A 22,806-nucleotide genomic window follows, 5' to 3' on the forward strand; every position below is an offset into this window, starting at 1 on the left:
TTGAGGCTGGGCATGACCCAGCCTACTGTTTGCTATGTGAAATTAATTTGCATTTGTGACATCGATGTGAAAGTTATCGAAGTTAGCGATCGCTTCTTTTAATTTATCTAAAACTTGACCAACAGAAATACTACCTAAGTCTCCAGATGTACGGGTGCGTATACTCAAAGAGTTAGTTTCCACTTCCTTAGCTCCCACCACTGCCATCACAGGTATTTTATCTTTCTCTGCGTTGCGAATGAGTTTACCCAAGCGATCGCCACTAGTATCCACCTCTGCACGGATACCCAATGCCTGCATCTTCGCTACCACATCTTTAGTAAAATCTAACTGTGCTTCACCTACTGGCAGTAATCTCGCTTGCACTGGCGCCAACCACAAGGGAAAATCCCCCGCATACTCTTCAATCAAAATACCAATCAACCTTTCCAGCGAACCAAAAGGCGCACGGTGAATCATCACCGGACGTTTGCGAGAACCATCTTCAGCAACGTACTCTAAATCAAAACGTTCTGGCAAGTTGTAATCTACCTGCACAGTTCCCAATTGCCACTCCCGTTCTAGGGCATCACTGAAGATAAAATCGAGTTTCGGCCCATAAAATGCCGCTTCTCCAATTCCCTCAAAGTGTTCCATCCCCAAAGTCTCAACTGCACGGCGAATCGCACCTTCGGCTTTATCCCAAACTTCATCACTACCAATGTACTTATCACTAGCTGGATCGCGGAAACTCAGTCTAGCTTTAAAGTTCTTCAGTTGCAATTTATTAAACACCGATAAAATCAAATCCACCACACTGAGGAATTCGCTATCGAGTTGTTCTGGGGTGACAAACAAGTGAGAATCATCCACAGTAAAACCGCGCACCCGCGTTAAACCGCCTAATTCCCCCGATTGTTCATAGCGATAAACAGTACCGAATTCTGCCAAGCGCATCGGTAATTCTCGATAGGAACGCAACTCACTTTGATATATTTGGATGTGGAAAGGACAATTCATTGGCTTCATGACGAAGCCCACCTCCTGTGCAGCCGCTTCTTCATCGTCCGCCATTAAGGGAAACATATCTTCTTTATATTTCTGCCAGTGTCCAGATTTTTTAAATAAATCGACTTTGGCAATGTGGGGCGTTACCACAGGTAAATAACCGCGTTTTAGTTGTTCCTGTTTGAGGAAGTCTTCTAACATACTCCGCAACAGAGTACCTTTGGGCGTCCACAAAGGTAAACCCGGTCCCACTAAGTCAGAAAATATAAATAATCCTAGTTCTTTACCGAGTTTCTTATGATCTCGCCGCAACGCTTCTTCTTTCCGTCGCTTATACTCAGCAAGTTGTTCTGGACTTTCCCAAGCGGTAGCGTAGATGCGTTGTAGTTGGGCTTTGGTTTCATCCCCACGCCAATAAGCCCCAGCAACACTTTCTAATTCAATGGCTTTGGGGTTTAATTCACTAGTGTTTTCCACATGAGGCCCCGCACACAAATCCCACCATTCATTTCCCAGATGGTAAATCGTGATTGGTTCCTGTTTAATATCTGCGAGGATTTCTAACTTGTAAGGTTCCTTAATTTCCTGAATCCGGCGTTCAGCTTCTTCTCGACTGACTTCTTCCCGAATAACTGGTAACTTGCGATTGATAATCTTCACCATCTCTTTTTTGATGGCTTTGAGATCGTTTTCGCTAAATGGTTCTGGGTTGTCGAAGTCATAATAAAATCCGTTTTCAATCCAAGGACCAATTGTAACTTGCGCCTTGGGAAACAGCTTTTGTACTGCCATTGCCATTACATGGGAAGCAGTGTGACGAATCTTTTTTAACTTCTCGGATTCGCTGGTACGCGGTAAATAAATTTTTTCAGGTTGTCCTGACTCTTCTGAAGGATTTGATGATAATTTTAGCGACATTGGCTGCTGAACCATTGGCGAAGTGATTACAAAAGGTGATCGATCTGAATCTGTAGGCTTATTCAACTATAACGGCATTGGGTATGGGGCATTGGGCATTGGGCATTGGGCATTGGGCATGGGGCATTGGAAGAGGCAGAGGGGCAGGGGGCGGGGGGCAGAGGGGAAGATTTTCTCCCCTGCTCCCCTGCTCCCCCTGCTCCCATACCCAATGCCCTATCTATACCTATAGACACCTTTCCAAAGGAACTGTACAAACCGCATAGCAAAACCATATAATAAGAAATGTAATTTTTGTTACAAAATATCAGATTTTCTCAATTTATTGCGTGTGAGAGAAATAAGACAATTGTTAAGAATCGTGAATAACGTTAATATTAGCTAAGAAAGTTGGAAATATCCTTCTGATTTATGCGAGACTCAAACTTACCAGGGACTGAGTTGCTGAAAGCGGTTTTAGAACCCCTGCTCGATGATTTTCAGTATTGGTTTACGCGATCGCGAGACTTACTCGAAAGCGAGCAACTCTCATTTATGAGCAACCAAGAGCAATCAGACTTGCTCTTGCGTGTCAAGCAAGCCCAAGAAGAACTAAACACCGCAAAAATGCTGTTTGCTGCTACTGACGGACAAGTCGGAATTGATATGGCAACTTTAATGCCTTGGCATCAATTAGTAACGGAATGTTGGAATGTAGCAATGCGCTTTCGTCAAGCGCCTGAAGTCTAAGCAGCATCCGCTAAACTTCTATGACTGCTTAGCAATGTTGTCCATGCAAGACGGCATATTCAGCAGTTAAACAAATACTACAAAATTCTTAACATTTTCTTAAGTTTGTTTAGATTAACAAAAGAATGTATCGTATGTTACCGTAAGTGAAATAACGGTTGACAGATCGCCCCATATCAACGCAAGCGCACGAACAGTGCGTTAAATATTTGTCCTAATTGTGAGCCTAAATGTGAGCCACAGTGTAGGCCAAGCAAAACGTTACAAAATAAACTTTTAAAAACTGCTGCCCTGGAGGAAAATCCAATGTTACACCTGCTTTACATCTTTGCTTTTACAATCCTTGCATTTATAGCTGTAGGCAACTTAATTCGTAACCTGATCATGTTCAGTTTTGATCGGGAGCGAACTTACCCGACAAATTCCTCGCCAATGGGTAATCAAGGCAGTTTTGGTTATTACGCATCAAGAAAACAGTTGGTACCCCATCCAGAGTTATTAGATAGCGCGGGCAATTTAATTAAAGAACCATTATTGGTGATGCGTTCGATTAACGTTGAAGATGCTCGTCAACATTTGGATGCACTTTATGAAGCATCTCCAGGGCACAAAAGTGAAAATTCAGAGGAAGCATAGCATAAAAGTTGAAAGTTAGGAGTTAAAGATTAGGACAGACCTTGGTGGGGTGCGATAGTGTAAAGTGCTCACCTTGGTTTTTTTATTGGCGATCGCTTCCCCATACTTCTGATACGCTAAGCTTGGCAGTTGCAACTTGCCAACGCAGCAGCAGTTAGTAACCGCAGTATTCCTGTCGTTCGATGTAATTGTAAGTTTTTACAACTAAGCGTATTCACAACGTAAATACATCTTCCTTAGACTATGAAGTATGGATGTGTATTTCGTCCTTAATGCTGTAACCTTCGTTTGGAACGAAGAGAAAGCCCGCATTAATCCCAGCAACCATGATGGTATAACCTTTCAGCAAGCTACAGAAGCTTTCTTCGATCCTTTTGTAGTGGTGTTAGTAACGCAGTCAGAGAAAAGCCAAATCAAACTGAGTAGCGGAAGTTATCTAGTTGTATTCGAGGATAGTAGCATAGAATAACCTGTAATCTATTATTTAGAAGTGCATTGACCAGATTTGAGTTCATAGTAGATGGGCCACCAATATCACAACAGTCTCGTAGGCGTGGTAAGGGCAAAGGGCTTGAAAATTGGAAAAAGACAGTGCGAGAAGAGGCTGAAAAATACTGGTCTTCGGAACAAAAAAAAGCTTCTGGGTGGGTTATGCTCCAGATAACCTATTTTTATGATTCTGTTGAAATGGATGTAGACAATATACCGAAGCCTATTCAAGATGCAATTAATGGACTAGCCTACAACGACGATTCTCAAGTAAGCGATCTTCTGGTTAGAAAGAGAAATTTGTCAGGTAACTTTAGAATAGAAAACATGACCCCAACATTGGCGGAAGGCTTTGCTCGTGGCAATGAATTCTTACATATTGTCGTAATTGATGCTCCTAACCAAGAGGTAGTTACTTGATGACAACTTCAACCGCAAATTTAGAAAGAGAGCGATTGCTGAAACTAGCAGAGGAGTATCGCCAGAAGGGTTACGAAGTTTTTTTTCACCCAAGTCCAGACGACTTGCCTGACTTCCTGAAGAACTATCGCCCCAACATGATAGTACGTCGGGGAGAAGAAAATGTAGTTATTGAAGTCAAGTCACGCTCCTCACTTAATTCTTCTAATCAATACTTACGTAATTTAGCTCAAGCGGTAGAAAAACATCCTGGTTGGAGATTTGAATTCGTAATGACCAACCCGGAGGATATAATGTATTCTCTGAAAGCTGAGGGTTCTCTTCAAGAAGATGAAATAGAATCACAGTTGCAAGTCGTAAGGCAACTTACAACGCAACATCCAGAATCAGCTATCTTATATTCTTGGTCTTTGGTAGAAGCAACTTTGAGACTTATTGCCCAAAAGGAAGAGCTAAGTTTAGAAAGATTTGATCCACTCTACTTAGTGAAGCAATTAGCAATTGAAGGTGTAATTTCAAAATCTGAGTATCAGTTACTAATGAATGCACTCTTATTACGTAATTCTATTGCTCATGGCTTCAAAACTACAGAACTTACCCAAAATACTGTATGTGAATTGATCGAGCTTACAGAGCAGCTCTTGAGAACTCTACACACTGATGACGAAGCAGGCTAACGCTGCGTTGGTTGGAGCGAATGGTAGAACAGATCTAATGCTAAATTCAGTAGATCGAAAAGTTTTCCAGAATCCTTACCAGTTGTTGATTTGAGTTTAGAAACACAATTTGCCGCAATCCTTTTAGAGTCTGCTTTTCAAGGAACGGGCGTTGTCGGTTGGTTAAGAGTGCAGTGCAAGCGATCGCCATCATCAGCCCCAAAGCATTGGCTGAAACCCTGATTATTTCGTCAACTTACAAAAGTTTTCGATCTACTGAAATTTCAACTTATACTGGCGAGCGATGTCTACGACGGGCTACGCCTACGCACTCAGCATAAAATAGGGAGTGGTGAATTGCCTACTCCCTACTCCCTTCCTATGCTTCAATAACCACCCGCAAATTACCCCGTTTTTTGGCAACGCGACAAGCAGTCGTAGTCCCAGAACGCTCGAATTCTAAATCGAGGACTGTAGTACCAACTTGCAAATTATGCAACGACAGGCGATTAATCGATTCTGGCAAAGCGGGGTCGATTATTCGCAAGCAGTTATTCTGAGCATCAGGTACCAAGTTGACTATCATTTGCAGTAATTGGAAGACACTCCCAGTAGCCCAAGCTTGGGGTGTGCAGGCAACTGGATACTGCACTGGAGCATTATCACCGTTACGTTCGTAGCCACAGAAAAGTTCTGGAGGGCGTTGGTAGGACTGCTGACTAGTCATGTCAAATAAACCTTGGAAAATTTCCAAAGCTTGATCGATCAGACCGAGCGATCGCAATCCCATTGCAATCAAAGCGTTATCATGAGGCCAAACTGAACCTATGTGGTAGCCCATTGGATTATAAGCGGGTGACAAGCTACTCAGAGTCCGAATACCCCAACCGTTAAACATATCTGGTGCCCGCAAGCGTTCTGCCACACTGTAGGCTTTTTCGTGTGTGAAGATGCCCAAATGTAGACAATGGCCGGGATTTGAGGTAATACTATCTACGCGCTTACCATCTCCATCCAAAGCCAAAGCGCAGAAATCCTGGTCTTCCATCCAAAAATCTCGATTAAAACGCACCTTGAGATTTCTCGCTTCTTCTTGCCAACGGTCTGCCAAATCAAGCCGCTTCTTCATCCTAGCTATTTCTGCTAGGCGCATTTTCGCAGCATAGACGTAAGCTTGGACTTCACATAGAGCGATGGGGCCGTTAGCTAGTTCTCCCTTATGGTCAACAATACAATCACCAGAATCTTTCCAACCTTGGTTAGCAAGACCGCGTTTAGATTTACGGTAGTAACTGAGGTAGCTAGTTTGTTTGGTATTGCGATCGATCCACTCCATTGCTGCTAGAGCATTCGGCCAAAGTTGCTCTAGGAGTTCTTGGTCGTTAGTCCAAGCATAATGTTCGGCATACAGCATCAGCCATAGGGGAGTGGCATCAACAGTACCGTAGTAAGGTGTATGGGGAATTTCTTGACACCGAGCCATTTCCCCCAAACGTAACTCGTGCAAAATTTTACCCGGTTCTTCTTCCCGCCATTCATCATCGGTTTTACCTTGATATGTCGCAAGTAGTATCAAGGTTTCCTTGGCGATTTGCGAATTTAACATTAGGGTTTGGGAAGCTGTAATCAACGAATCTCGCCCAAACAATGTAGAAAACCAGGGCACTCCAGCAGAAACAGTTTTATGCTTACCAAAAGACTGGCGCAACAAATACATATCTTGCTCAGCCCGCTCAATGACTCGATTGAAGATGCTTTTGTCTGAGCTAATGCGTGTAATTTGTTGTACCCAATGTTGTTCTTCCATCAACTCAGCGGCTTTCGCCTGTCCTAAGGTAACGGCGGCGCTGACAGTTGAACTAGATTGGTTGTTTTTCAACATGCTCACCCGGTAGCCGAGTTTTTGGGTTTCGTGAGAAGCCAACTCTAGTTGCCAAACCGCAGTATAACCCTTGAAATAGTCTGGTTGCCGATGCTGGAATAGAAGACGGGATTCCATCACCGAGCCATCCAGACCTTGATAGGCGAGTGTTAAAGATTCTTCCCTAGAGGCGTGCCGCTCTTTGACTGTAGGTGAAACGCCATCGACTAGAGAAAACATTCCTTCCTCAGCCGTGGGTTCTACTAGACGTAAAAGCCTACCTCGTTTCTCCCTGTCATAACCCCGGACTTCAAATAAATCAACAAAATCGGCATCGAAGCTGATGCTGAGTTCAAAACTGACAGTGGTGGTGCTGTAGTTAGAAACTTCTATTTCTTCAAATAGTGCGCCATTAAGCACCATTTCCCGGCTAATTCCTATAGTCTCGGCTCTCAAGCGTTCGTCGATTCTGGGGTTGGTACACAAAACTGACAGTGAAAACCCTTTTTCGGCGCTACTACTCAAGAGTACAGGCGATCGCCCTTCAATTTGCAACTCCAAGCGATTCAGAAATCGCGTATCACAGCAAAACAGTCCCATGCTGGGGTTCCCATCATTGAGGGAACAGCCAGAAATGTTCCCTATGGTATCTGTGACGAAAAATAAATCATCATCTTTAACCGTCAGTGTTGGCTGTGGTCTTTCACTGACAACACAAGGCCACTCCGGGATAGGTAATTGGTCAGCAGCAATAAAAGTTTTTCCATCAAACAAAATTTTTTCCGGGGTCATGAGTGCATCTGATGTCATTAGCCAAAGTTCCGCGTACAGGTCTATATTTTTGGGATCGTATTATTTATAGCTGTTCTCGATTGCGTGGAATACATCCTCAAAGAGGAGAGAGAGTAGGTAAGAGATTGTCAAAATAATTTACTGTGTTCAACAATTCCTTTCAACAATTCCGACTCAAATAATGATCAATGGTTCCAAATCATCAGGTAGCAAATAAATAGTAATATCCTCAGTAATGCGTTGCCGTTATCTAAATCCTACTCAAAATTACTCATGAGCTTGGTTTACTTGCTGCTTCACTCTGGTAGTGTCGGCACTATCCAGCAGTCCACAGGCTAAGACTGTCTAAATCACAGTTTTACTCAAATTAATAGCCCTTTCACATGAAGTATGCCAAAAGGAACCCTATGGTCAAAGCTGCCCAGACCCACCTTCAGACCAAGACAATTGTTCTCGTGCAGCAGCCAATAATTTTCCGGGATTGATCTTTTCAAAATTTCGAGAGGCGATCGCCGCTTTAGGGTGGTAGTTTACCACAGTTACTAACCTTTTAACTTTTTAGTTTTGTCTTGTTTGGTGATGATAAAGGCGATCGAGAATGTATATTGAGCTTAGTGGTCTATCATTTAAAACATCACAATGTCAGCCAATGGATGAAAAGACTTGAGTTAAGAACAAAGCGATCGCGGTCAATGACTACGCCACACCAAGGTGCAAAAGACGAATGCATTGCCGCTGTTGCTTTATTTTCTACTCAAAGCTTTGAAATTTTGTAAATGAAGCTAGCTGCACCCACTCCTGCTAATTGGTAACAAAGTGTTGCGTTTGCCTGAGCCAAAAGTGCTTATTAGCGTTGTTTACATATTGAAACTGTCTATTTAACTTGAGAGTCCTTTGGAATTTGTACAATGCAGCTGTGACGTGGATCTTGTTGAGATTGGGCGTTTAACGATAATTCATGAGCATTTCGACTTCTGTGCTGAGTGATCTGCTAAAGTCCCTACCCTACTTGCGGCCCCAGCTATATTTTAAGGCTTCACTAACGGCGCTCTCCCACGCAATGGAAGATCAAGTTTTGGCTGCGACTTTAGCCCAACCCCTTGTAATTGCTAGTTTCCAGCGAGAGCGATTCTACCGCCAAGAGGCTCATCGCTACCAGCGACTTGCCTTGCGAAGTAATCAAATATACGTATTGTCGGCTCCGGAAACTGATTTCGCTAACAGTTCGGAATACTACGAAAAAGTAGCTTTTGAGCCAGAGGATGGCTTAAGTCAAGAGTGGCATTTGGTTGTGATTGCTGACAGTTACGCGACTTGTTTGGTTTGCCGGGAAAACCTTGGTTCTATTGCCAAAAACAAAGAACTACCAGAGCAAAGCCCCAGTCTGGATATGGACACAGCGCGAAGATTTGAGGGAATTTGGACATCAGAAAGGGGAGTTAGCCTCAAAGCCGCCGAATTGCTGTTAGAGAGGATCTTGGTCTACAGACCAGAACTGGCAAGCAAAATTGAGCAGGCACGTCAGAGGTTTGGTATTGGGCAGACGAGAAGCTACTTTGGAGCAGAACAGATCAACGAATATGCTTGTGACATTGACACAGATCCCTTTGTGCAACGCTTAGTGACCTACTTACAAGCTAGTCAGTACAAATTGCACAAAGCCTACCGTTCAATTACTGCCCAAGCACGTAAAGAACGATTAGTCAATACCATTAGTACTGCCATTCGGCGATCGCTCGATCCCCACGAAGTTCTCCAGGTGGCAGCACAAGAATTAGGACAACACCTAAATGCTTGTCGCTGTCTAATTTACCGCGCCCAAGCCGCAGATAGCCAAGCGATCATTGAACATGAATTTTTGACTGCTGGTGTTTTATCTATTCGGGGACAAACCTGGGAGTTAGAAAAAAATTCCCTATTTCGGGACATCATCCAACAAGGCGAAGGTGTTTGTATCACCGATACACTGGGTGACCCTCGGGTGACGAATTCGGCGGGACTTTCGTTGATTGCCAAAAAATTTGCCATTCGTTCTTGGCTGATGGAACCAGTATTTTATCAAGGACGATTATTGGGGATCGTCGAGTTACACTACTGCCGAATGCCGCCCCACGAATGCCAACCAGGGGAATTGGATTTGGTAAAAGCGATCGCCACCCAAGTGGGAGCAGCTCTCATCCAAGCCGAAGCTTACGCCAACCTCGAAGAACTCAATCAACAGCTAGAAGCCCTAGACCGCACCCGCAGCAACCTCATAGCCATTACCGGACACGAACTCCGTACCCCCCTCTCCACAATTCAAGTGTGCCTAGAAAGTCTCGCTAGCGAGCCAGATATGCCCTTAGAATTGCAACAGGTGATGCTCAACACCGCCCTTACCGACTCAGAACGGATGCGGAAACTCGTGCAAGATTTCCTCACACTTTCCAACTTGGAAAGCGGTCGCGTGGAATGGCATCCAGAATCTCTGACTTTACAAGAATGTGTAGATTTAGCACTCAGCCGCCTTCGCACCCGTTCCTCAACGGAAAAGCCCCCCCAAATCCAGACTGAAATTCCCGAAAACCTACCTTTGGTGAGAGCTGATGGTGATTGGCTGGTAGAAGTACTAGCAAAACTCATAGACAACGCTTGTAAATTTACGCCATCCCAAGGAGAAATCACCATTGAAGCGATTACCAATAGCCATCAAATGGTTGAAGTCACTGTCGCTGACACAGGACGCGGCATTGAACCGAATCGTTTAGAAGTAGTTTTTGACCGTTTCTATCAAGAAGAAGGAGCGCTCCGACGCACCACTGGCGGTACTGGACTGGGCTTAGCAATTTGTCGTCAAATTGTCAATGGCTGGGGTGGAGAAATTTGGGCTAAATCAGACGGCAAAGACCAAGGGAGTGAGTTTCACTTCACCATCCCAATTGTTCCGAGTACCCAAGAGGAAAAGCGGACTAAAGTCAAGAGTAAATAGGCAAAGGGGCATGAGAGATGAGGGAGCAGGGGAGGCAGGGAGCAGGGAGCAGGGAGCAGGGGAGAAAATCTTCCCCTCTGCCCCCCGCCCCCTGCCCCCCTGCTTCTTCCCACGCCCAATGCCCAATGCCCAATCACTAAAAACTGTTACAGTCTATAACGCGATCGCAATATGATCCTGGTTACGATGTTAGTATGCCCTAAAAACGTTGAGAGAACACTTTATGGCTGAAACACTCTCTGGACAAACGCCACGATTTGCTGGCAACACTGGCGGCTTGCTTTCTAAAGCAGAAGTGGAAGAAAAGTACGCTATCACTTGGACTAGCCCGAAAGAGCAAGTATTTGAATTGCCTACAGGTGGTGCAGCTACTGCGCTCAAAGGCGAAAACCTGCTGTACTTAGCTCGGAAAGAACAAGGCATCGCTTTGGGTGGTCAACTCCGGAAATTGAAGATTACAGACTACAAAATTTACCGGATTCTACCCAACGGAGAAACCACCGCAATTCACCCAGCCGATGGTGTCTTCCCCGAAAAAGTCAATGAAGGCCGTGAAAAAGTGCGTTTCGTCCCACGCAGCATCGGGCAAAACCCCAATCCCGCACAACTCAAGTTCAGCGGTAAAGCTACTCATGATGTCTAGGGACTAGGGACTGGGGACTGGGGACTGGGGACTGGAGATGAGGGAGATGAGGGAGATGTAGCTTTAGCTTCCCGCAGGGTGGGAGATGAGGGGAATAACCAATGCCCCATACACCATCCCCAATCCCCAATCCCCAATCCCCAATCCCCAATCCCCAATCCCCAATCCCCAACCCCCTCGCTATTTATGGTATTCCCCGATTTCTCCGAATTTTCTGTGCTAGCTACACAAGGCAACTTCGTTCCGGTATATCAGGAATGGGTGGCAGACTTAGATACGCCAGTATCTGCTTGGTATAAAGTCTGTGCAGGTCAGCCCTATAGCTTTTTGTTGGAATCCATAGAAGGTGGAGAAAAACTTGGGCGCTATAGTTTGGTGGGTTGCGATCCGCTGTGGGTTTTGGAAGCAAGGGGCGATCGCACGACTCAAATCAACCGCGACGGTTCGCAGGTAGTTTTTGCAGGCGACCCTTTTACAGCTTTAGCCGAATGTTTAGCACCTTATCACCCAGTAAAATTACCACAGCTACCTCCAGGAATTGGCGGTTTATTCGGGTTTTGGGGCTATGAATTGATTCGCTGGATTGAGCCGCGTGTACCAATTCATCCACCAGATGAGCGAAATATCCCCGATGGATTGTGGATGCAAGTAGACCACCTGTTGATTTTTGACCAGGTGAAGCGGAAAATTTGGGCGATCGCCTATGCTGATTTACGTCATGTAGAGACGTTAGATGTAACGTCTTTACACGCAGCATATCAACAAGCAGGCGATCGCGTTACCCAAATGCTCGAAAAGCTATCTCTCCCCCTATCACCACAAAAAACTAGATTGGAATGGAAGCCGCCAGGGAGCAGAGGAGCAGAGGAGCAGAGGAGCAGAGGGGCAGAAGAATATAACAGTAACTTTACCCGCCCCGATTTTTGTGCAAGCGTCCAAAAAGCCAAAGACTATATTAAAGCTGGTGACATTTTCCAAGTAGTTATTTCCCAGCGATTATCAACAACATACACGGGTGACCCCTTTGCTCTTTACCGTTCTCTACGTCAGATAAATCCTTCGCCTTACATGGCTTATTTTCACTTCCAAGATTGGCAAATCATCGGTTCCAGTCCCGAAGTGATGGTAAAAGCCGAAACTGATCCAGATGGTGGAGCGATCGCAACTCTACGTCCAATTGCAGGGACACGTCCACGCGGGAAAACCACTCAAGAAGATACAGCTTTTGCCCAGGATTTACTCCAAGATCCTAAGGAAATTGCCGAACATGTGATGCTTGTTGATTTGGGACGAAACGATTTAGGGCGTGTTTGCCAAAGTGGTAGCGTCAAAGTTGATGAATTAATGGTAGTTGAACGCTACTCCCATGTAATGCACATTGTCAGCAATGTTGTGGGTAAATTAGCACTTGATAAAACAGCATGGGACTTACTCAAAGCCTGTTTCCCAGCAGGTACAGTCAGCGGCGCACCCAAGATTAGGGCAATGGAAATTATCCACGAATTAGAGCCTAGTCGCCGGGGTGTTTATTCTGGTGTTTATGGATATTATGATTTTGAAGGACAATTAAATAGTGCTATAGCAATTCGTACAATGGTAGTGCGTAATAACACTGTCAGTGTACAAGCGGGTGCAGGTTTAGTGGCTGATTCTGAACCTGAGAAAGAATACGAAGAAACACTCAATAAAGCTAGAGGTTTATTAGAGGCGATTCGCTGTTTACGTTAAATTTGGGAATTGGGAATTGGGCATGGGTAAGAGGCAGAGGTGCAAAGGTGCGGAGGTCTGGGGAAAGAGTCCAGCAACTTCTCCCCTGCTCCCCTGCTCCCCTGCTCCTCTGCCTCCCCTGCTCCCTCATCCCCCTCACTCCCCACTCCCCTACTCAGCATTCATGAATCGCACACTGATTTTTGTTCGTTGATTGCAAAATCGGACTCGATATCAATACAGTAATTATTCTATTGGCTGTATGAGAATCCAGACCAGATTTTAAAAGCTGATATACTAATATTCTTCTATTTTGAATTACATAAGTTTTGCTTTGAACAGCAAGGTGTTTGACAACAATTTCTGCTACTTCTAGACCTACATATCCACAATAGCGGGATAAATTGGGAAGATTTGTAAATCCAATTAACATCAACTTTTTTCCCAAGCTAATATTTTTTTACATCAATTAACAGCTTCAACTGAAGTCTTGGGTTTTGATACCAAGACTTCAGTTGAAGTTACTACAGACAACAAACCAACAAAGTTGTTCATGCTAAGTGGCTGAAGTAAATTGCCCAAATAATTCCAGTTACTCCAACAGCGATTAAGAGGTTGGTAAAAAACCTACCTAATTCAATTTGTTGTCCCAGGCGATTATCGTCTTGACCAGCAGAGAAAAACAATGACCAGGCTTGATTCACATTGATGATCTCAAAATTGTTGAAAGTAGGTCTAAAAACAACTGGCCCAATTAAATCTTTTCTGGGGTAATCAAAATCAGTTTTCATAGTTATGCCTCTAAGTTATTGTATTCGTCAATTGAGGAAAATTCGGAATTTTCAAGCGTCTTGTTTAAAGGCTTGTTAGCCATCCAATTAAACCATGTCCGGTAATAACTTCCAAGGCTATGAGTGAGACGAAACCGATCATTGCCAAACGCCCGTTGAGTCTTTCACACTATTCTGTAAACCCAGCCCGTGGAGTTTCATCTACATAAACTTTGGGTTCAATAGCAAATCTGCTGACTTGGCCCAGTTCGTTAATGGTGAAGCCTCTAGCTGTCATTTGTTACTCCTTGCTTTTGCTTCTGAACCTGCGAATAAATATAAATTAATGTAAATATTTTTTGCAACAGCTTGACACACCAATAAAAGTAGTAAAAACCGTACTAGGCACATAGGTGATTTCGGATTGTTCAGGAAGCGTTGTGTCCTAGTGTGGGATTGTGACGATTTCAGGCATTGCAAATAATTCTTAATTATGTCTAACTCACTTAAGTAAAACTTATAAAAAATATAAATAAAAATTATCATTATGTGGCTGAGAAAGGTATTGCTTATTTGTAACGATCTTGTTATATTTCTTTACATAAAGACACAAAAGAAAGTCAAAAAATGCGTAAAACGTGAGCAATACTTCCTAAGTGTCTGTTCACATCTAAGTATCTAAAACAACAGAAGTAATTGCTGTGCCTTTGGTAGAGCGATCGCAACTGTAATTGTCTTGTCGTTAGTGTTGAGTGCCTTTGCTAACAGCCGAAGGCATCTCCGTTGTTTGCACATTTGATAGAACTGTAATTTTCTTTTTGGAATTTCTGCTATGTCTTTTACCCTCCAGTCGGCTCAAAATATCTTTCCCGGCACCCTAGTTGCTGACATTGTTCCATCTATCATTGAATCTTTTAATCAGCTCAACGCTGAAGATCAACTAGCATTACTTTGGTTTGCCTACACCGAAATGGGTAAATCGATTACCGTTGCTGCTCCGGGGGCTGCGAACATGATCCTCGCCCAAGGGCTTTTGGAACAAATTAAGCAGATGCCTTTTGATGCTCAGACACAAGTGATGTATGATTTGGCCAACCGTGCTGATACTCCCATCTGCCGTTCCTATGCATCCTTCACCGTAAACATCAAATTGGGCTTTTGGTATCAATTAGGAGAATGGATGGCTCAGGGAATTGTCGCTCCCATACCACCGGGCTACAAGCTTTCTTCTAAAGCTGCTCAAGTGCTGCAAGCAATCCGAGGTGCCGATCCAGGTCAACAAATCACCATCCTACGCAATACCGTAGTTAGTATGGGATTTGACCCGAATGCTCCTGGTAGTTACAAAAAAGTCTCAGAGCCTGTGGCTCCTCCCATTGCACAAGCATTTCGGACTAAGGTCACCATTGAGGGCACCGACAATGCCACTGTGTTGGGCTACATCAATAACATGAACGCCAATGACTTTGACAGTGCGGTTGCTCTGTTTAGCTCCGAAGGTGCCCTGCAACCTCCCTTTGAAAGACCAATTGTTGGTCAAGAGGCAATCCGCGCTTATATGCGTGAAGAATGCCAGGGATTGAAAATGATGCCAGAGCGCGGTGTATCTGAGCCAGTGGAAGATGGCTATACTCAAGTTAAAGTCACCGGCAAAGTCCAAACCCCCTGGTTCGGTGCGAGTGTAGGGATGAACATTGCATGGCGGTTTTTGCTAGATCCCCAAGGCAAAATCTTCTTCGTAGCGATTGACTTGCTGGCTTCTCCTAAAGAACTCTTGAACTTAGTACGTAAATAGAGTACTAAGTTCGTAGCTCCTACGTAGGGTGGGCACTGCCTACAACGTAAAAGTATAAACAGTGCCCACCTTAACAAAATTGCTGCGATCGCTTTTAAAAATAACTAATCTATTTACCAAGATTGTAAAAGATTGTTAACTACTTTTAATGTTGTGGAATTTTAAGGCGATCGCAGACTCGGCACAGATGCGCTGTTGCTGGAAGCAGGCGCTGGTTACTTTCCCCAAAATCAAAAATTGCTATGAGACATATTTCCAGCAGCGATTGATTGGATATTCTGATTTTCAGGTGAGAAATGGAGACTTGGAAGGCGGGCTGTATGGATGCCGATCAAATACTCAAGCGCTATTGTGCAGGAGAGAGAAATTTTACTCAGGTAAGCTTGCATTTGGCTAACCTCAGCGAGGTGTGTCTAGCTGGAATAAATCTCGATAGAGCTAATTTGGCTAATGCGACTTTATCTCATGCTAACCTGCGTGGAGCAAACTTGATCGAAGCAAATTTGACTGCTGCGGCTCTCTGGAGAACTGACTTGAGTGGAGCTAACCTCATCTGGGCAAACCTCAAGGCTGCTAATTTGATCCGAGCAACTCTCAGCAAAGCAGACTTGCACAAGGGAAACCTTGTGAAAGCAGACTTACGATTAGCAGATTTGCGTGATGCAGACCTTAGTGGTGCAAACCTAGCTGGAGCAGACTTGCGCTATGCCAACCTGAGTGGCGCCTTTTTGGCTAAGGCAAATCTCAGTGGTGCAGACCTGACTGGGGCAAACTTAAGCAATACAGACTTGAGTTATGCCAATCTAGCCAAAGCTATTTTATTTAAAACTGATCTGAGTTGCGTTGATTTCACCGAAGTAAACCTGACTCAGGTAGATCTGCATCATTGCGTCCTTAACGGAGTCATTTTGCCGGAATCAAGTTTGATGAAGACGGGTTGAAGTGCTAATTTTAGATTAAAAATTACTTCGGTACTCCTACAAAGAAGCCAGCTACATAAGCATTCTGCTCCATACCCGACCGGAATTAGTAATCGTTTATTCTCATCGACCTAGTTACCAATGACTGTCTCGAATTCCTTGTTGGAAGATTTGTGCCAAGTTCTACCAGATTTGCAACCTCAAATCTATTTCAAGTCTTCGTTGACGGCTGTTTCTCACGCAATAGAAGACTTGGTACTGGCAGCGACAGATCAACCCCTAGTGATTGCGAATTTTCAGCAGGAGCGTTTTTATCGCCAGGAGATTCCTCGCTATGAAAAAATTGCTCAGCATACAGACCAGGTTTATGTATTAGCTGCACCAGAAAGTGACTTTGGTATTGTTTCAGCTCCTTATGCAACCATTCCTTTTGCCCCTAATGACGAATTAGCTCAGGAATGGCATTTGATTGTGATCGGTCAGCTATATTCAGCGTGCCTGATTTGTCGAGAACATGCTTCACCCATAGATTCAGCATCCCTAGACCAAGCAAGGGAATTTCAGGGAATTTGGACATTTGACCCCGAAGTTTGTATTCAGGCTGCCCGCCTATTGTTCGAGCGGATTCTGACTTACCGACCAGAATTAGCCCCTAAAATCCGGCAAGCGCACAGACGTTATCGACTGTTGCGGGAATCGCAAGTGCAGACATCAAGAAATAAAACACTAGGAATTGACTTCAGGCTATTTACCAACCGCTTAGTTACATATCTACAAGCTAGTCAATACAGGCTACTGAAAGCTTATCGTACCATAGCTAGTAAAGAGCGAAAAGAACGTTTGATTAATGCGATCGCCACTACTATTCGCCGCTCTTTTAATCCAGAAGAGATTTTAACTGTTACCGTTAGAGAATTAGGTCAAGTTTTTAGCGATTGTCGGTGTCTAGTTTATCTTTATCAACCAGATAGTCAAAACCAGCCAATTGCTTATGAGTCAACACCTGTGGGATTGGCATCTTTGAAGAGGGAAGTTTGGACATTGGCAAGTCATCCCCTATTTCACACTGCTTTAGTGCCAAGTCAAACTCAGGGCGAAAACCAATCACAAACTATAGTTATTGCTGATATCAACCAGGATTTTGGCTTACAGTCCGATCCAGAATTAAAAGCTCAATTGGTGCGCTGGCAAATTCGTGCTTGCTTGTTGGTACCGATTTGCTATCAAGGAACTTGGCTGGGAATGCTCGAACTGCACCAGCCAGAAGCTCATTTGTGGACAGAAGATGATATAGCTTTAGTAGAGGCGATCGCTACACAGGTTGGAGTAGCTTTGATGCAGGCACAAGCTTATCGCAACTTAGAAACTCTGAATCGTCAGCTGGTAGACTTGGAGCGGACTCAAAGTAACTTAATTGCGATCGTTGGCCATGAACTGCGTACTCCTTTATCTACCATCCGCGTTTGCTTAGAGAGTTTAATTACAGAACCACAAATGCCGCTTAACTTGCAGCAGACGATGTTGCAAGCTGCTTTAGACGATGCAGATCGTTTGCGTAAACTAATTCAAGATTTTATTACCTTATCTCGCTTAGAAGGCGGGTTGGTGCGCTGGCAACTAGAGCCAATATCCCTTGAAGAATACCTAGATTTAGCCCTCAGCGGACTCGAATACCGACAGAAACTGCCTAAAATTGTCGTAGAATTGCCCCATCACTTACCGCCAATCCAGGTAGATGGCGAAGGACTGATTGAAGTTTTAACAAAGTTACTTGATAATGCCTGTAAGTTTACTGATAAAAGCGGACAAGTCACTATTCGTGCAGACCTTTTGAATCGAGAAGAAGTTGACCCACCCTTAGGAAAACCCGAGAAAACATCTGTGTTAAAAGTTACTATTGCAGATACAGGTCGAGGAATTGAACCGAGCCGACTAGAAACTATCTTTGAACGTTTTTATCAGGAAGAAGGATTTTTGCAACGCACTGTAGGTGGTGCGGGACTTGGTTTGGCGATTTGTCGTCGGATTATTGATAATTTAGGAGGTAAAATTTGGGCTGAGTCTTTGGGGAAAAATCAGGGTAGCGAGTTTCATTTTACGGTTCCGGTTGCAGTGCCTATTTCTTAATTTGATGTTTGGATTTTGAAATAACATCCTGTTGATTTTACAGCCAAAATTGGCGATCGCCTTCCACTGTCCCTGGGGCAATTCCTTGTAACCGCCGATAAGCTATTTTGTCAGAACCGTATAATGGGACTGGTAAGCGAGGTTCTTTCAACGCCCCGTGATGTAGCAATGTCAGTTTAAGTGTAGCTTCTATTAAACTTTCAATTGATACTTGCTGTTCGTGTTCAGGATCGGGAATAATCTTTAAACGCAGAGGATAAGGTAAACCCATTTTCTCAGACTTAACTTCAGTAGTGACTAAAATTACTTCATACGGCGATAAGCGAAGAGCTAACCCTTTAGTTGGTGCTGTCACTACAGACTGCTGAAATTTATATAGTCGTGGAATCTGAGATTTGACACACTCCACCAAAATAAACTTTGAACCAATAACTTTTGCTCTTTCTCTTAAATTCTTTATCTCATCACCACAAAAACGTCCATCACGGTAAATTACTACAGTTTTTTGTCTTAATTCAGCAGATGGTAGAAACCTTTCTAGTGTTCGTTTATCAATTGTTTCACCCTCGGTTAAAGCATCTTCTAGTCGGTAACGAATAAACTCCCCTTGCTTATCATAGAGACGTACACTCGCACAGACATTTCTACTTCCGATTCCCTTCTTTTTAGAAAATCGGGAAACATCAAATCCGATGAAATAATCAGCAATTTCTAAAGGTTCAGCTAAAATAAAGGGTAAGTTTCCTAATTTTGCTAGAATTCCTGGAATTACCTGGTTCAGGATATTTCCATAATTGCTGGTATTTTTTAATGTCTCTTCATAAATTACTTGACTAGCAATTTCACGCCGGAGTAAGCGTGAATAAATAAATGAATAAAAGCTACCATCATCACTATTATCAGCATGGCGATCGCTCTGAGGGAGAAATGTCAAAACAATGTCTGTAGGAATAGCCATTAATTCATTAACGGCTTCCTTAATTTTTTCTCTATCTTCAGGAACCGCCATTAATTTATCAACAGTTTCTTCAACTTTTTCTCTATCTTCAGGCACACTTGATCTACTCACTGACAGAGCAACTTTATGAACAACTATACTTTTAAATCCATAGTTTTCTAGACGTTTCTGGACTTCCCGAATAAAAGGATCTACTTTAAAATCACAAAGCTTCAAAGCAGTAATACGAATTTCTGTCATTTTATCTTGATATTGAATTTGACGACGGTAAACGCCACCTTTTAATAATCCCTTTAGTATATCTCCTCTTCTACCAATAAAATTTTGTCCAGATTTATCCTTTCCAAATAGAAGTTGAGTATCTTCCAGCTTAAATTTTAGCGGCAAGAATAATTCAGAGCAATTGCTACTTTTACTACTATTTAGACACTTTTCTGATAACTCAAACCCATAAATATTTAGAGCAAGTGCAGCTTCTTGTTTATATGATGCTAAAGTCGTTTGTCGTTGTTGATAAGGGATCTTAGCTTCTTTGAGTAAATCCCCATAAATTACATCAAATCGTTCAGCAGTTTCTTCTGTGATACAGGGAATAAGAGCAGCCATTGCATAAGGATACCGTTTTTTGTTCTTACTAAACTGCACAACTACAACAGGTTGATCTCTAGGTGCTTCAATAATAGCTATTTCACTGGTTGATGCAGGCTTATATTTGAGTAATTCTTCTTCACGCTCACCAATAGTTCCTTCAATATCTACAATAGTAGCTGAACTATTCTTTTCAATATCTCGAACATTTAAACCAATTAATAAATCTCTTGGATTTTGTCTATAAGGATGATTTTCGTAAAAATCAGACAATTTTCCTTTGAATACAAAAGAACTGCGGATGGTTATAGCAATAGCTGGGTGTGAAATATTTGTAATTTCAATTGCTTCTGCCCAAACTTTTGCTTCTCGCCTAACTTCAATTTTGTTAAATGGAATACTAAAATATGAAAATGTCCGTCTAATTTTTAATATTCTTATAGCTAGTTCAGAAAGAATATCAGCAGATATCTGTGGTTGGCTTACCCATTGGATTGAATAGTAGCGATCGCCAATATCTTTTTTCAATTCCTCTTGAATTTCTGTTAAAGCTTTTCGCCATTCATCTAAATTTGGCATTGCTTGATCGGGTTTAGCTAAAACCCAGAAATTTCCATTTGCAAAGATGGCCATAATATCAGGAAATTTCTGGCTAAACCGCCAACTTAAGCGATTTCCTATTTCAGTATCTAATCTGGGAGTCAGTCGAAAGCAGATTAAGTTAGGTTGAGGAATTTTTAGTAAAAATATCTCTGCCAAAAATATTGGGGATATATTAGTTTTTAAGGGAGATTGAAGCACACCAGCAGTCATGTAGAAACCTCTGATATAGTAAATTCACAAATTGAGTTAAACGAACAGTAGCGACAACTTACACCCGGATTTTGGGGAAATATTTGACTGAAATCAGCAGAATTTTGACGGTAGCGCTTCAAATCTTCTTGATGTCGTTGAGCTATTAGAGCAAGTTCTATCTGAAAAGCCTTAAGAGTGTTAGGTGTTGCGCTGATAGGTTCTGACCAGTTACCATTTTCTAAGTTATAAAAAGATGCTACTGCTTTTTGCTGGGGGTACAAATAACTAGCTGCTAGTAAGTAAACATACCCCTGTCGGCGATCAAAATCAGAGTGGCCAGTTTTGAAATCTAAAATGTGCAAAGTATCATCTTCTTCGGCAAAAATGCAGTCAGTTGCAGCATATAAGTTAAAAGATTGATTACCCTGCTTAATCAGAATTGGTTTTGGAAAACGCTCATCGCCTCGGCTAAGTTGAATAATTTTCTTCTCAGCAAGAATTGGATTTTGCTGGTAGTTTGTCAGTATCTGAAGTACTCGTTGCTGAACCAAATCTGACTCTTTCCGCAATTCCAGAATCTCTATCATTTGTTCTACAGCGTCTTCTTGATGTAACAAAGGAGAGTTTTGATGAAATTCATAAACTCCCCTTTGTGCTAGTAGTCCAATTCGCACAGGGGTGCTATCACTTGCCAAGATTGCTTACTAGGGTATGTGACTTTTTGAATTTGAGTATTTGTTATACACAAATATCTCCTGATGAGCGGGGATTGATTGTAGCTATGATTTTACCTTTAGAACGTACAATTTTGATAAATGATGATATTCCAGAAGTTCTAGGGGCTTTTACCGAATCGACAATTGCTCACGAAATAGGACATTGGTTACTTCATGTTAACAAGAATGAAAATGAAGCTTTATGGGAAAAAAGAGATATCAATAATGACATTAAAGAAACTAATAATCCATTCTTCTGTCGTAGTGCTAGTGAGCCACTTGATAAGTATATTGCTAGTAGTCAGCTTGATAAGATTGAATGGCAAGCCCAGTATTTTGCAAGCTGTCTGTTAATGCCTCGCCATGTATTGCAAAAAATAAGTAAAGGGCGTGATCTAACTAATTGGAAACATCTTTATATAATTAAAGATGAACTTGGTGTAACAATATCTAATCTCATAAATCGGCTGCAAGATATTGGATGGATTTATATTCCTAAAGGTTCTAAGCAAATATTTCCTGGAAGTATGGAATCAGAATCTCAACGAATAAAGTATTGGTTATGAGTCAAGAATGTGAGGAGTAAAAAATGAACATCTTCAAAAAATATCAATTTTATAGCAAAGAACAAATTGAGTTGAAAGCTAATGAAGTTTTAAGAATTATGGAGGTTGAGAATTTTCCTCCAAAGTGGCCTTTTGAGGCTAGTCGTGCTGCTGATGCTTTGGGAATAATGATTGACAGGCAAAGCATACCTCCTGATACTCAAGGGTCAATAGTGGCTAAAATTCTCCCATTGGAGAGAAAGATTGTACTCAATGAATTAATTCCTAATCTAAATGGAGGATTTGAACAATCGACAATAGCTCATGAAATTGGACACTGGATACTCCATGTCAATCAAGATGAAGCTGACGGGTTTACAGAACAGTTAGAATTAAATCTAGGACTAGAAGATGTCACGAAATATTTTTTATGCCGCACTGTAGACGCTAAAATTAGCCAGATAAATATGAATAACCAGTTAGGAAATATTGAATGGCAAGCTCAGTTTTTTGCTAGTTGTCTGTTAATGCCTATACACATTCTAGAGGCTACACTAAAAGGACGTGATTTAACTAACTGGAAACATCTTTATGCAATGAAAGACCAACTTGGTGTCACAATTTCTAATTTGATAAATCGCCTAGAAGACCTCGACTGGATTAACATTCCTAAGGGATCTAAGCAAATATATCTCGGTAAAGCTGTACCAAATGGGCAGACAAATTTGTTTAATAGCTAAAGTGCGATCGCTCTCCATTATCTCCTGGCAGCGATCGCACCCCACA

At 42.6% G+C, this 22,806-nt stretch carries 21 protein-coding genes and 1 pseudogene; 15 read left to right on the plus strand and 7 right to left on the minus strand.

Going from position 1 to position 22,806, the window contains the following annotated elements; translation table 11 throughout:
- Window positions 1–42: 42 nt before the first annotated feature.
- Complete coding sequence (gene thrS, locus IQ276_RS30910; protein WP_193924322.1) at window positions 43–1,920, minus strand: threonine--tRNA ligase; 1,878 nt, start codon at window positions 1,918–1,920, stop codon at window positions 43–45.
- A gap of 396 nt (window positions 1,921–2,316) precedes the next feature.
- Here thrS and IQ276_RS30915 point away from each other — a divergent pair, with 396 nt between their 5' ends.
- The 6 genes from IQ276_RS30915 (at window position 2,317) to IQ276_RS40435 (ending at window position 5,078) form a co-directional block, all read left to right on the plus strand.
- Entirely contained in the window at window positions 2,317–2,634 is a 318-nt protein-coding gene (locus IQ276_RS30915; RefSeq protein ID WP_190880885.1) for a DUF2605 domain-containing protein, read from the plus strand.
- Window positions 2,635–2,940: 306 nt separating this feature from the next.
- Window positions 2,941–3,270, plus strand: a complete 330-nt coding sequence (locus IQ276_RS30920; protein ID WP_171974334.1) for a DUF2973 domain-containing protein — start codon at window positions 2,941–2,943, stop codon at window positions 3,268–3,270.
- 250 nt (window positions 3,271–3,520) lie between these two features.
- Entirely contained in the window at window positions 3,521–3,739 is a 219-nt protein-coding gene (locus IQ276_RS30925) for a BrnT family toxin (protein ID WP_193919805.1), read from the plus strand.
- A 26-nt stretch (window positions 3,740–3,765) separates the two neighbouring features.
- The gene (locus IQ276_RS30930; RefSeq protein ID WP_193919803.1) at window positions 3,766–4,179 is read left to right on the plus strand and encodes a RusA family crossover junction endodeoxyribonuclease; all 414 of its coding nucleotides are present in this window, start codon (window positions 3,766–3,768) and stop codon (window positions 4,177–4,179) included.
- Window positions 4,179–4,856, plus strand: coding sequence for a hypothetical protein (locus IQ276_RS30935; protein WP_193919801.1), 678 nt, complete (start codon window positions 4,179–4,181; stop codon window positions 4,854–4,856). The genes IQ276_RS30930 and IQ276_RS30935 overlap by 1 nt, the downstream gene beginning before the upstream one ends.
- A gap of 90 nt (window positions 4,857–4,946) precedes the next feature.
- Window positions 4,947–5,078, plus strand: a complete 132-nt coding sequence (locus IQ276_RS40435; protein WP_255264365.1) for a hypothetical protein — start codon at window positions 4,947–4,949, stop codon at window positions 5,076–5,078.
- A gap of 136 nt (window positions 5,079–5,214) precedes the next feature.
- Here the strand turns inward: IQ276_RS40435 and IQ276_RS30940 are convergent, their stop codons facing one another.
- Window positions 5,215–7,506, minus strand: coding sequence for an amylo-alpha-1,6-glucosidase (locus tag IQ276_RS30940; protein WP_193919797.1), 2,292 nt, complete (start codon window positions 7,504–7,506; stop codon window positions 5,215–5,217).
- 393 nt (window positions 7,507–7,899) lie between these two features.
- Complete coding sequence (locus tag IQ276_RS40440; RefSeq protein WP_255264366.1) at window positions 7,900–8,025, minus strand: hypothetical protein; 126 nt, start codon at window positions 8,023–8,025, stop codon at window positions 7,900–7,902.
- Between the two features lie 32 nt (window positions 8,026–8,057).
- Here IQ276_RS40440 and IQ276_RS30945 point away from each other — a divergent pair, with 32 nt between their 5' ends.
- From IQ276_RS30945 to trpE, 4 genes are all read left to right on the plus strand, one after another.
- Window positions 8,058–8,264: a hypothetical protein gene (locus tag IQ276_RS30945; protein WP_190880881.1), complete on the plus strand. Its 207-nt coding sequence runs from the start codon at window positions 8,058–8,060 to the stop codon at window positions 8,262–8,264.
- Window positions 8,265–8,446: 182 nt separating this feature from the next.
- Complete coding sequence (locus IQ276_RS30950; RefSeq protein ID WP_193919795.1) at window positions 8,447–10,456, plus strand: DICT sensory domain-containing protein; 2,010 nt, start codon at window positions 8,447–8,449, stop codon at window positions 10,454–10,456.
- 223 nt (window positions 10,457–10,679) lie between these two features.
- The gene (locus IQ276_RS30955) at window positions 10,680–11,099 is read left to right on the plus strand and encodes a photosystem I reaction center subunit II PsaD (protein WP_190880877.1); all 420 of its coding nucleotides are present in this window, start codon (window positions 10,680–10,682) and stop codon (window positions 11,097–11,099) included.
- Window positions 11,100–11,285: 186 nt separating this feature from the next.
- The gene (trpE, locus tag IQ276_RS30960; RefSeq protein WP_235116125.1) at window positions 11,286–12,827 is read left to right on the plus strand and encodes an anthranilate synthase component I; all 1,542 of its coding nucleotides are present in this window, start codon (window positions 11,286–11,288) and stop codon (window positions 12,825–12,827) included.
- Between the two features lie 530 nt (window positions 12,828–13,357).
- On the opposite strand, the gene IQ276_RS30965 is transcribed toward trpE, so the two are convergent.
- A complete protein-coding gene (locus IQ276_RS30965) occupies window positions 13,358–13,597 on the minus strand; it encodes a hypothetical protein (RefSeq protein ID WP_193916504.1) in 240 nt (79 codons plus the stop codon).
- Window positions 13,598–13,661: 64 nt separating this feature from the next.
- Window positions 13,662–13,874, minus strand: a pseudogene (locus IQ276_RS30970) (CAB/ELIP/HLIP family chlorophyll-binding protein).
- Between the two features lie 534 nt (window positions 13,875–14,408).
- Between IQ276_RS30970 and IQ276_RS30975 the strand changes: the two are divergent.
- From IQ276_RS30975 to IQ276_RS30985, 3 genes are all read left to right on the plus strand, one after another.
- Window positions 14,409–15,371, plus strand: a complete 963-nt coding sequence (locus IQ276_RS30975) for an orange carotenoid protein N-terminal domain-containing protein (protein WP_193916502.1) — start codon at window positions 14,409–14,411, stop codon at window positions 15,369–15,371.
- A gap of 320 nt (window positions 15,372–15,691) precedes the next feature.
- Window positions 15,692–16,312, plus strand: a complete 621-nt coding sequence (locus IQ276_RS30980) for a pentapeptide repeat-containing protein (protein WP_190880867.1) — start codon at window positions 15,692–15,694, stop codon at window positions 16,310–16,312.
- A gap of 120 nt (window positions 16,313–16,432) precedes the next feature.
- A complete protein-coding gene (locus tag IQ276_RS30985) occupies window positions 16,433–18,418 on the plus strand; it encodes a DICT sensory domain-containing protein (protein WP_193916500.1) in 1,986 nt (661 codons plus the stop codon).
- A gap of 37 nt (window positions 18,419–18,455) precedes the next feature.
- Here the strand turns inward: IQ276_RS30985 and IQ276_RS30990 are convergent, their stop codons facing one another.
- Entirely contained in the window at window positions 18,456–20,777 is a 2,322-nt protein-coding gene (locus tag IQ276_RS30990) for a Piwi domain-containing protein (protein WP_193916498.1), read from the minus strand.
- Entirely contained in the window at window positions 20,774–21,454 is a 681-nt protein-coding gene (locus tag IQ276_RS30995) for a PD-(D/E)XK nuclease family protein (protein WP_228043017.1), read from the minus strand. The genes IQ276_RS30990 and IQ276_RS30995 overlap by 4 nt, the downstream gene beginning before the upstream one ends.
- 26 nt (window positions 21,455–21,480) lie before the next feature.
- Here IQ276_RS30995 and IQ276_RS31000 point away from each other — a divergent pair, with 26 nt between their 5' ends.
- Window positions 21,481–22,041, plus strand: coding sequence for an ImmA/IrrE family metallo-endopeptidase (locus tag IQ276_RS31000; RefSeq protein ID WP_193916496.1), 561 nt, complete (start codon window positions 21,481–21,483; stop codon window positions 22,039–22,041).
- Between the two features lie 23 nt (window positions 22,042–22,064).
- Window positions 22,065–22,760: an ImmA/IrrE family metallo-endopeptidase gene (locus IQ276_RS31005; RefSeq protein WP_193916494.1), complete on the plus strand. Its 696-nt coding sequence runs from the start codon at window positions 22,065–22,067 to the stop codon at window positions 22,758–22,760.
- Window positions 22,761–22,806: the final 46 nt, after the last annotated feature.

The organism is Desmonostoc muscorum LEGE 12446, from assembly GCF_015207005.2.
GTDB classification, from domain to species: Bacteria; Cyanobacteriota; Cyanobacteriia; order Cyanobacteriales; family Nostocaceae; genus Nostoc; species Nostoc muscorum.

Excerpts from the sequence above, each read along its gene's own strand:
- IQ276_RS31005 (WP_193916494.1), top strand. The coding sequence starts at position 22,065 with ATGAACATCTTCAAAAAATATCAATTTTATAGCAAAGAACAAATTGAG.
- IQ276_RS30965 (WP_193916504.1), bottom strand. The coding sequence starts at position 13,597 with ATGAAAACTGATTTTGATTACCCCAGAAAAGATTTAATTGGGCCAGTT.
- IQ276_RS30925 (WP_193919805.1), top strand. The coding sequence starts at position 3,521 with ATGGATGTGTATTTCGTCCTTAATGCTGTAACCTTCGTTTGGAACGAA.
- trpE (WP_235116125.1), top strand. The coding sequence starts at position 11,286 with ATGGTATTCCCCGATTTCTCCGAATTTTCTGTGCTAGCTACACAAGGC.
- IQ276_RS30955 (WP_190880877.1), top strand. The coding sequence starts at position 10,680 with ATGGCTGAAACACTCTCTGGACAAACGCCACGATTTGCTGGCAACACT.
- thrS (WP_193924322.1), bottom strand. The coding sequence starts at position 1,920 with ATGGTTCAGCAGCCAATGTCGCTAAAATTATCATCAAATCCTTCAGAA.
- IQ276_RS30920 (WP_171974334.1), top strand. The coding sequence starts at position 2,941 with ATGTTACACCTGCTTTACATCTTTGCTTTTACAATCCTTGCATTTATA.
- IQ276_RS30935 (WP_193919801.1), top strand. The coding sequence starts at position 4,179 with ATGACAACTTCAACCGCAAATTTAGAAAGAGAGCGATTGCTGAAACTA.
- IQ276_RS30915 (WP_190880885.1), top strand. The coding sequence starts at position 2,317 with ATGCGAGACTCAAACTTACCAGGGACTGAGTTGCTGAAAGCGGTTTTA.
- IQ276_RS30975 (WP_193916502.1), top strand. The coding sequence starts at position 14,409 with ATGTCTTTTACCCTCCAGTCGGCTCAAAATATCTTTCCCGGCACCCTA.
- IQ276_RS30985 (WP_193916500.1), top strand. The coding sequence starts at position 16,433 with ATGACTGTCTCGAATTCCTTGTTGGAAGATTTGTGCCAAGTTCTACCA.
- IQ276_RS30950 (WP_193919795.1), top strand. The coding sequence starts at position 8,447 with ATGAGCATTTCGACTTCTGTGCTGAGTGATCTGCTAAAGTCCCTACCC.
- IQ276_RS30990 (WP_193916498.1), bottom strand. The coding sequence starts at position 20,777 with ATGACTGCTGGTGTGCTTCAATCTCCCTTAAAAACTAATATATCCCCA.
- IQ276_RS30940 (WP_193919797.1), bottom strand. The coding sequence starts at position 7,506 with ATGACATCAGATGCACTCATGACCCCGGAAAAAATTTTGTTTGATGGA.
- IQ276_RS30980 (WP_190880867.1), top strand. The coding sequence starts at position 15,692 with ATGGATGCCGATCAAATACTCAAGCGCTATTGTGCAGGAGAGAGAAAT.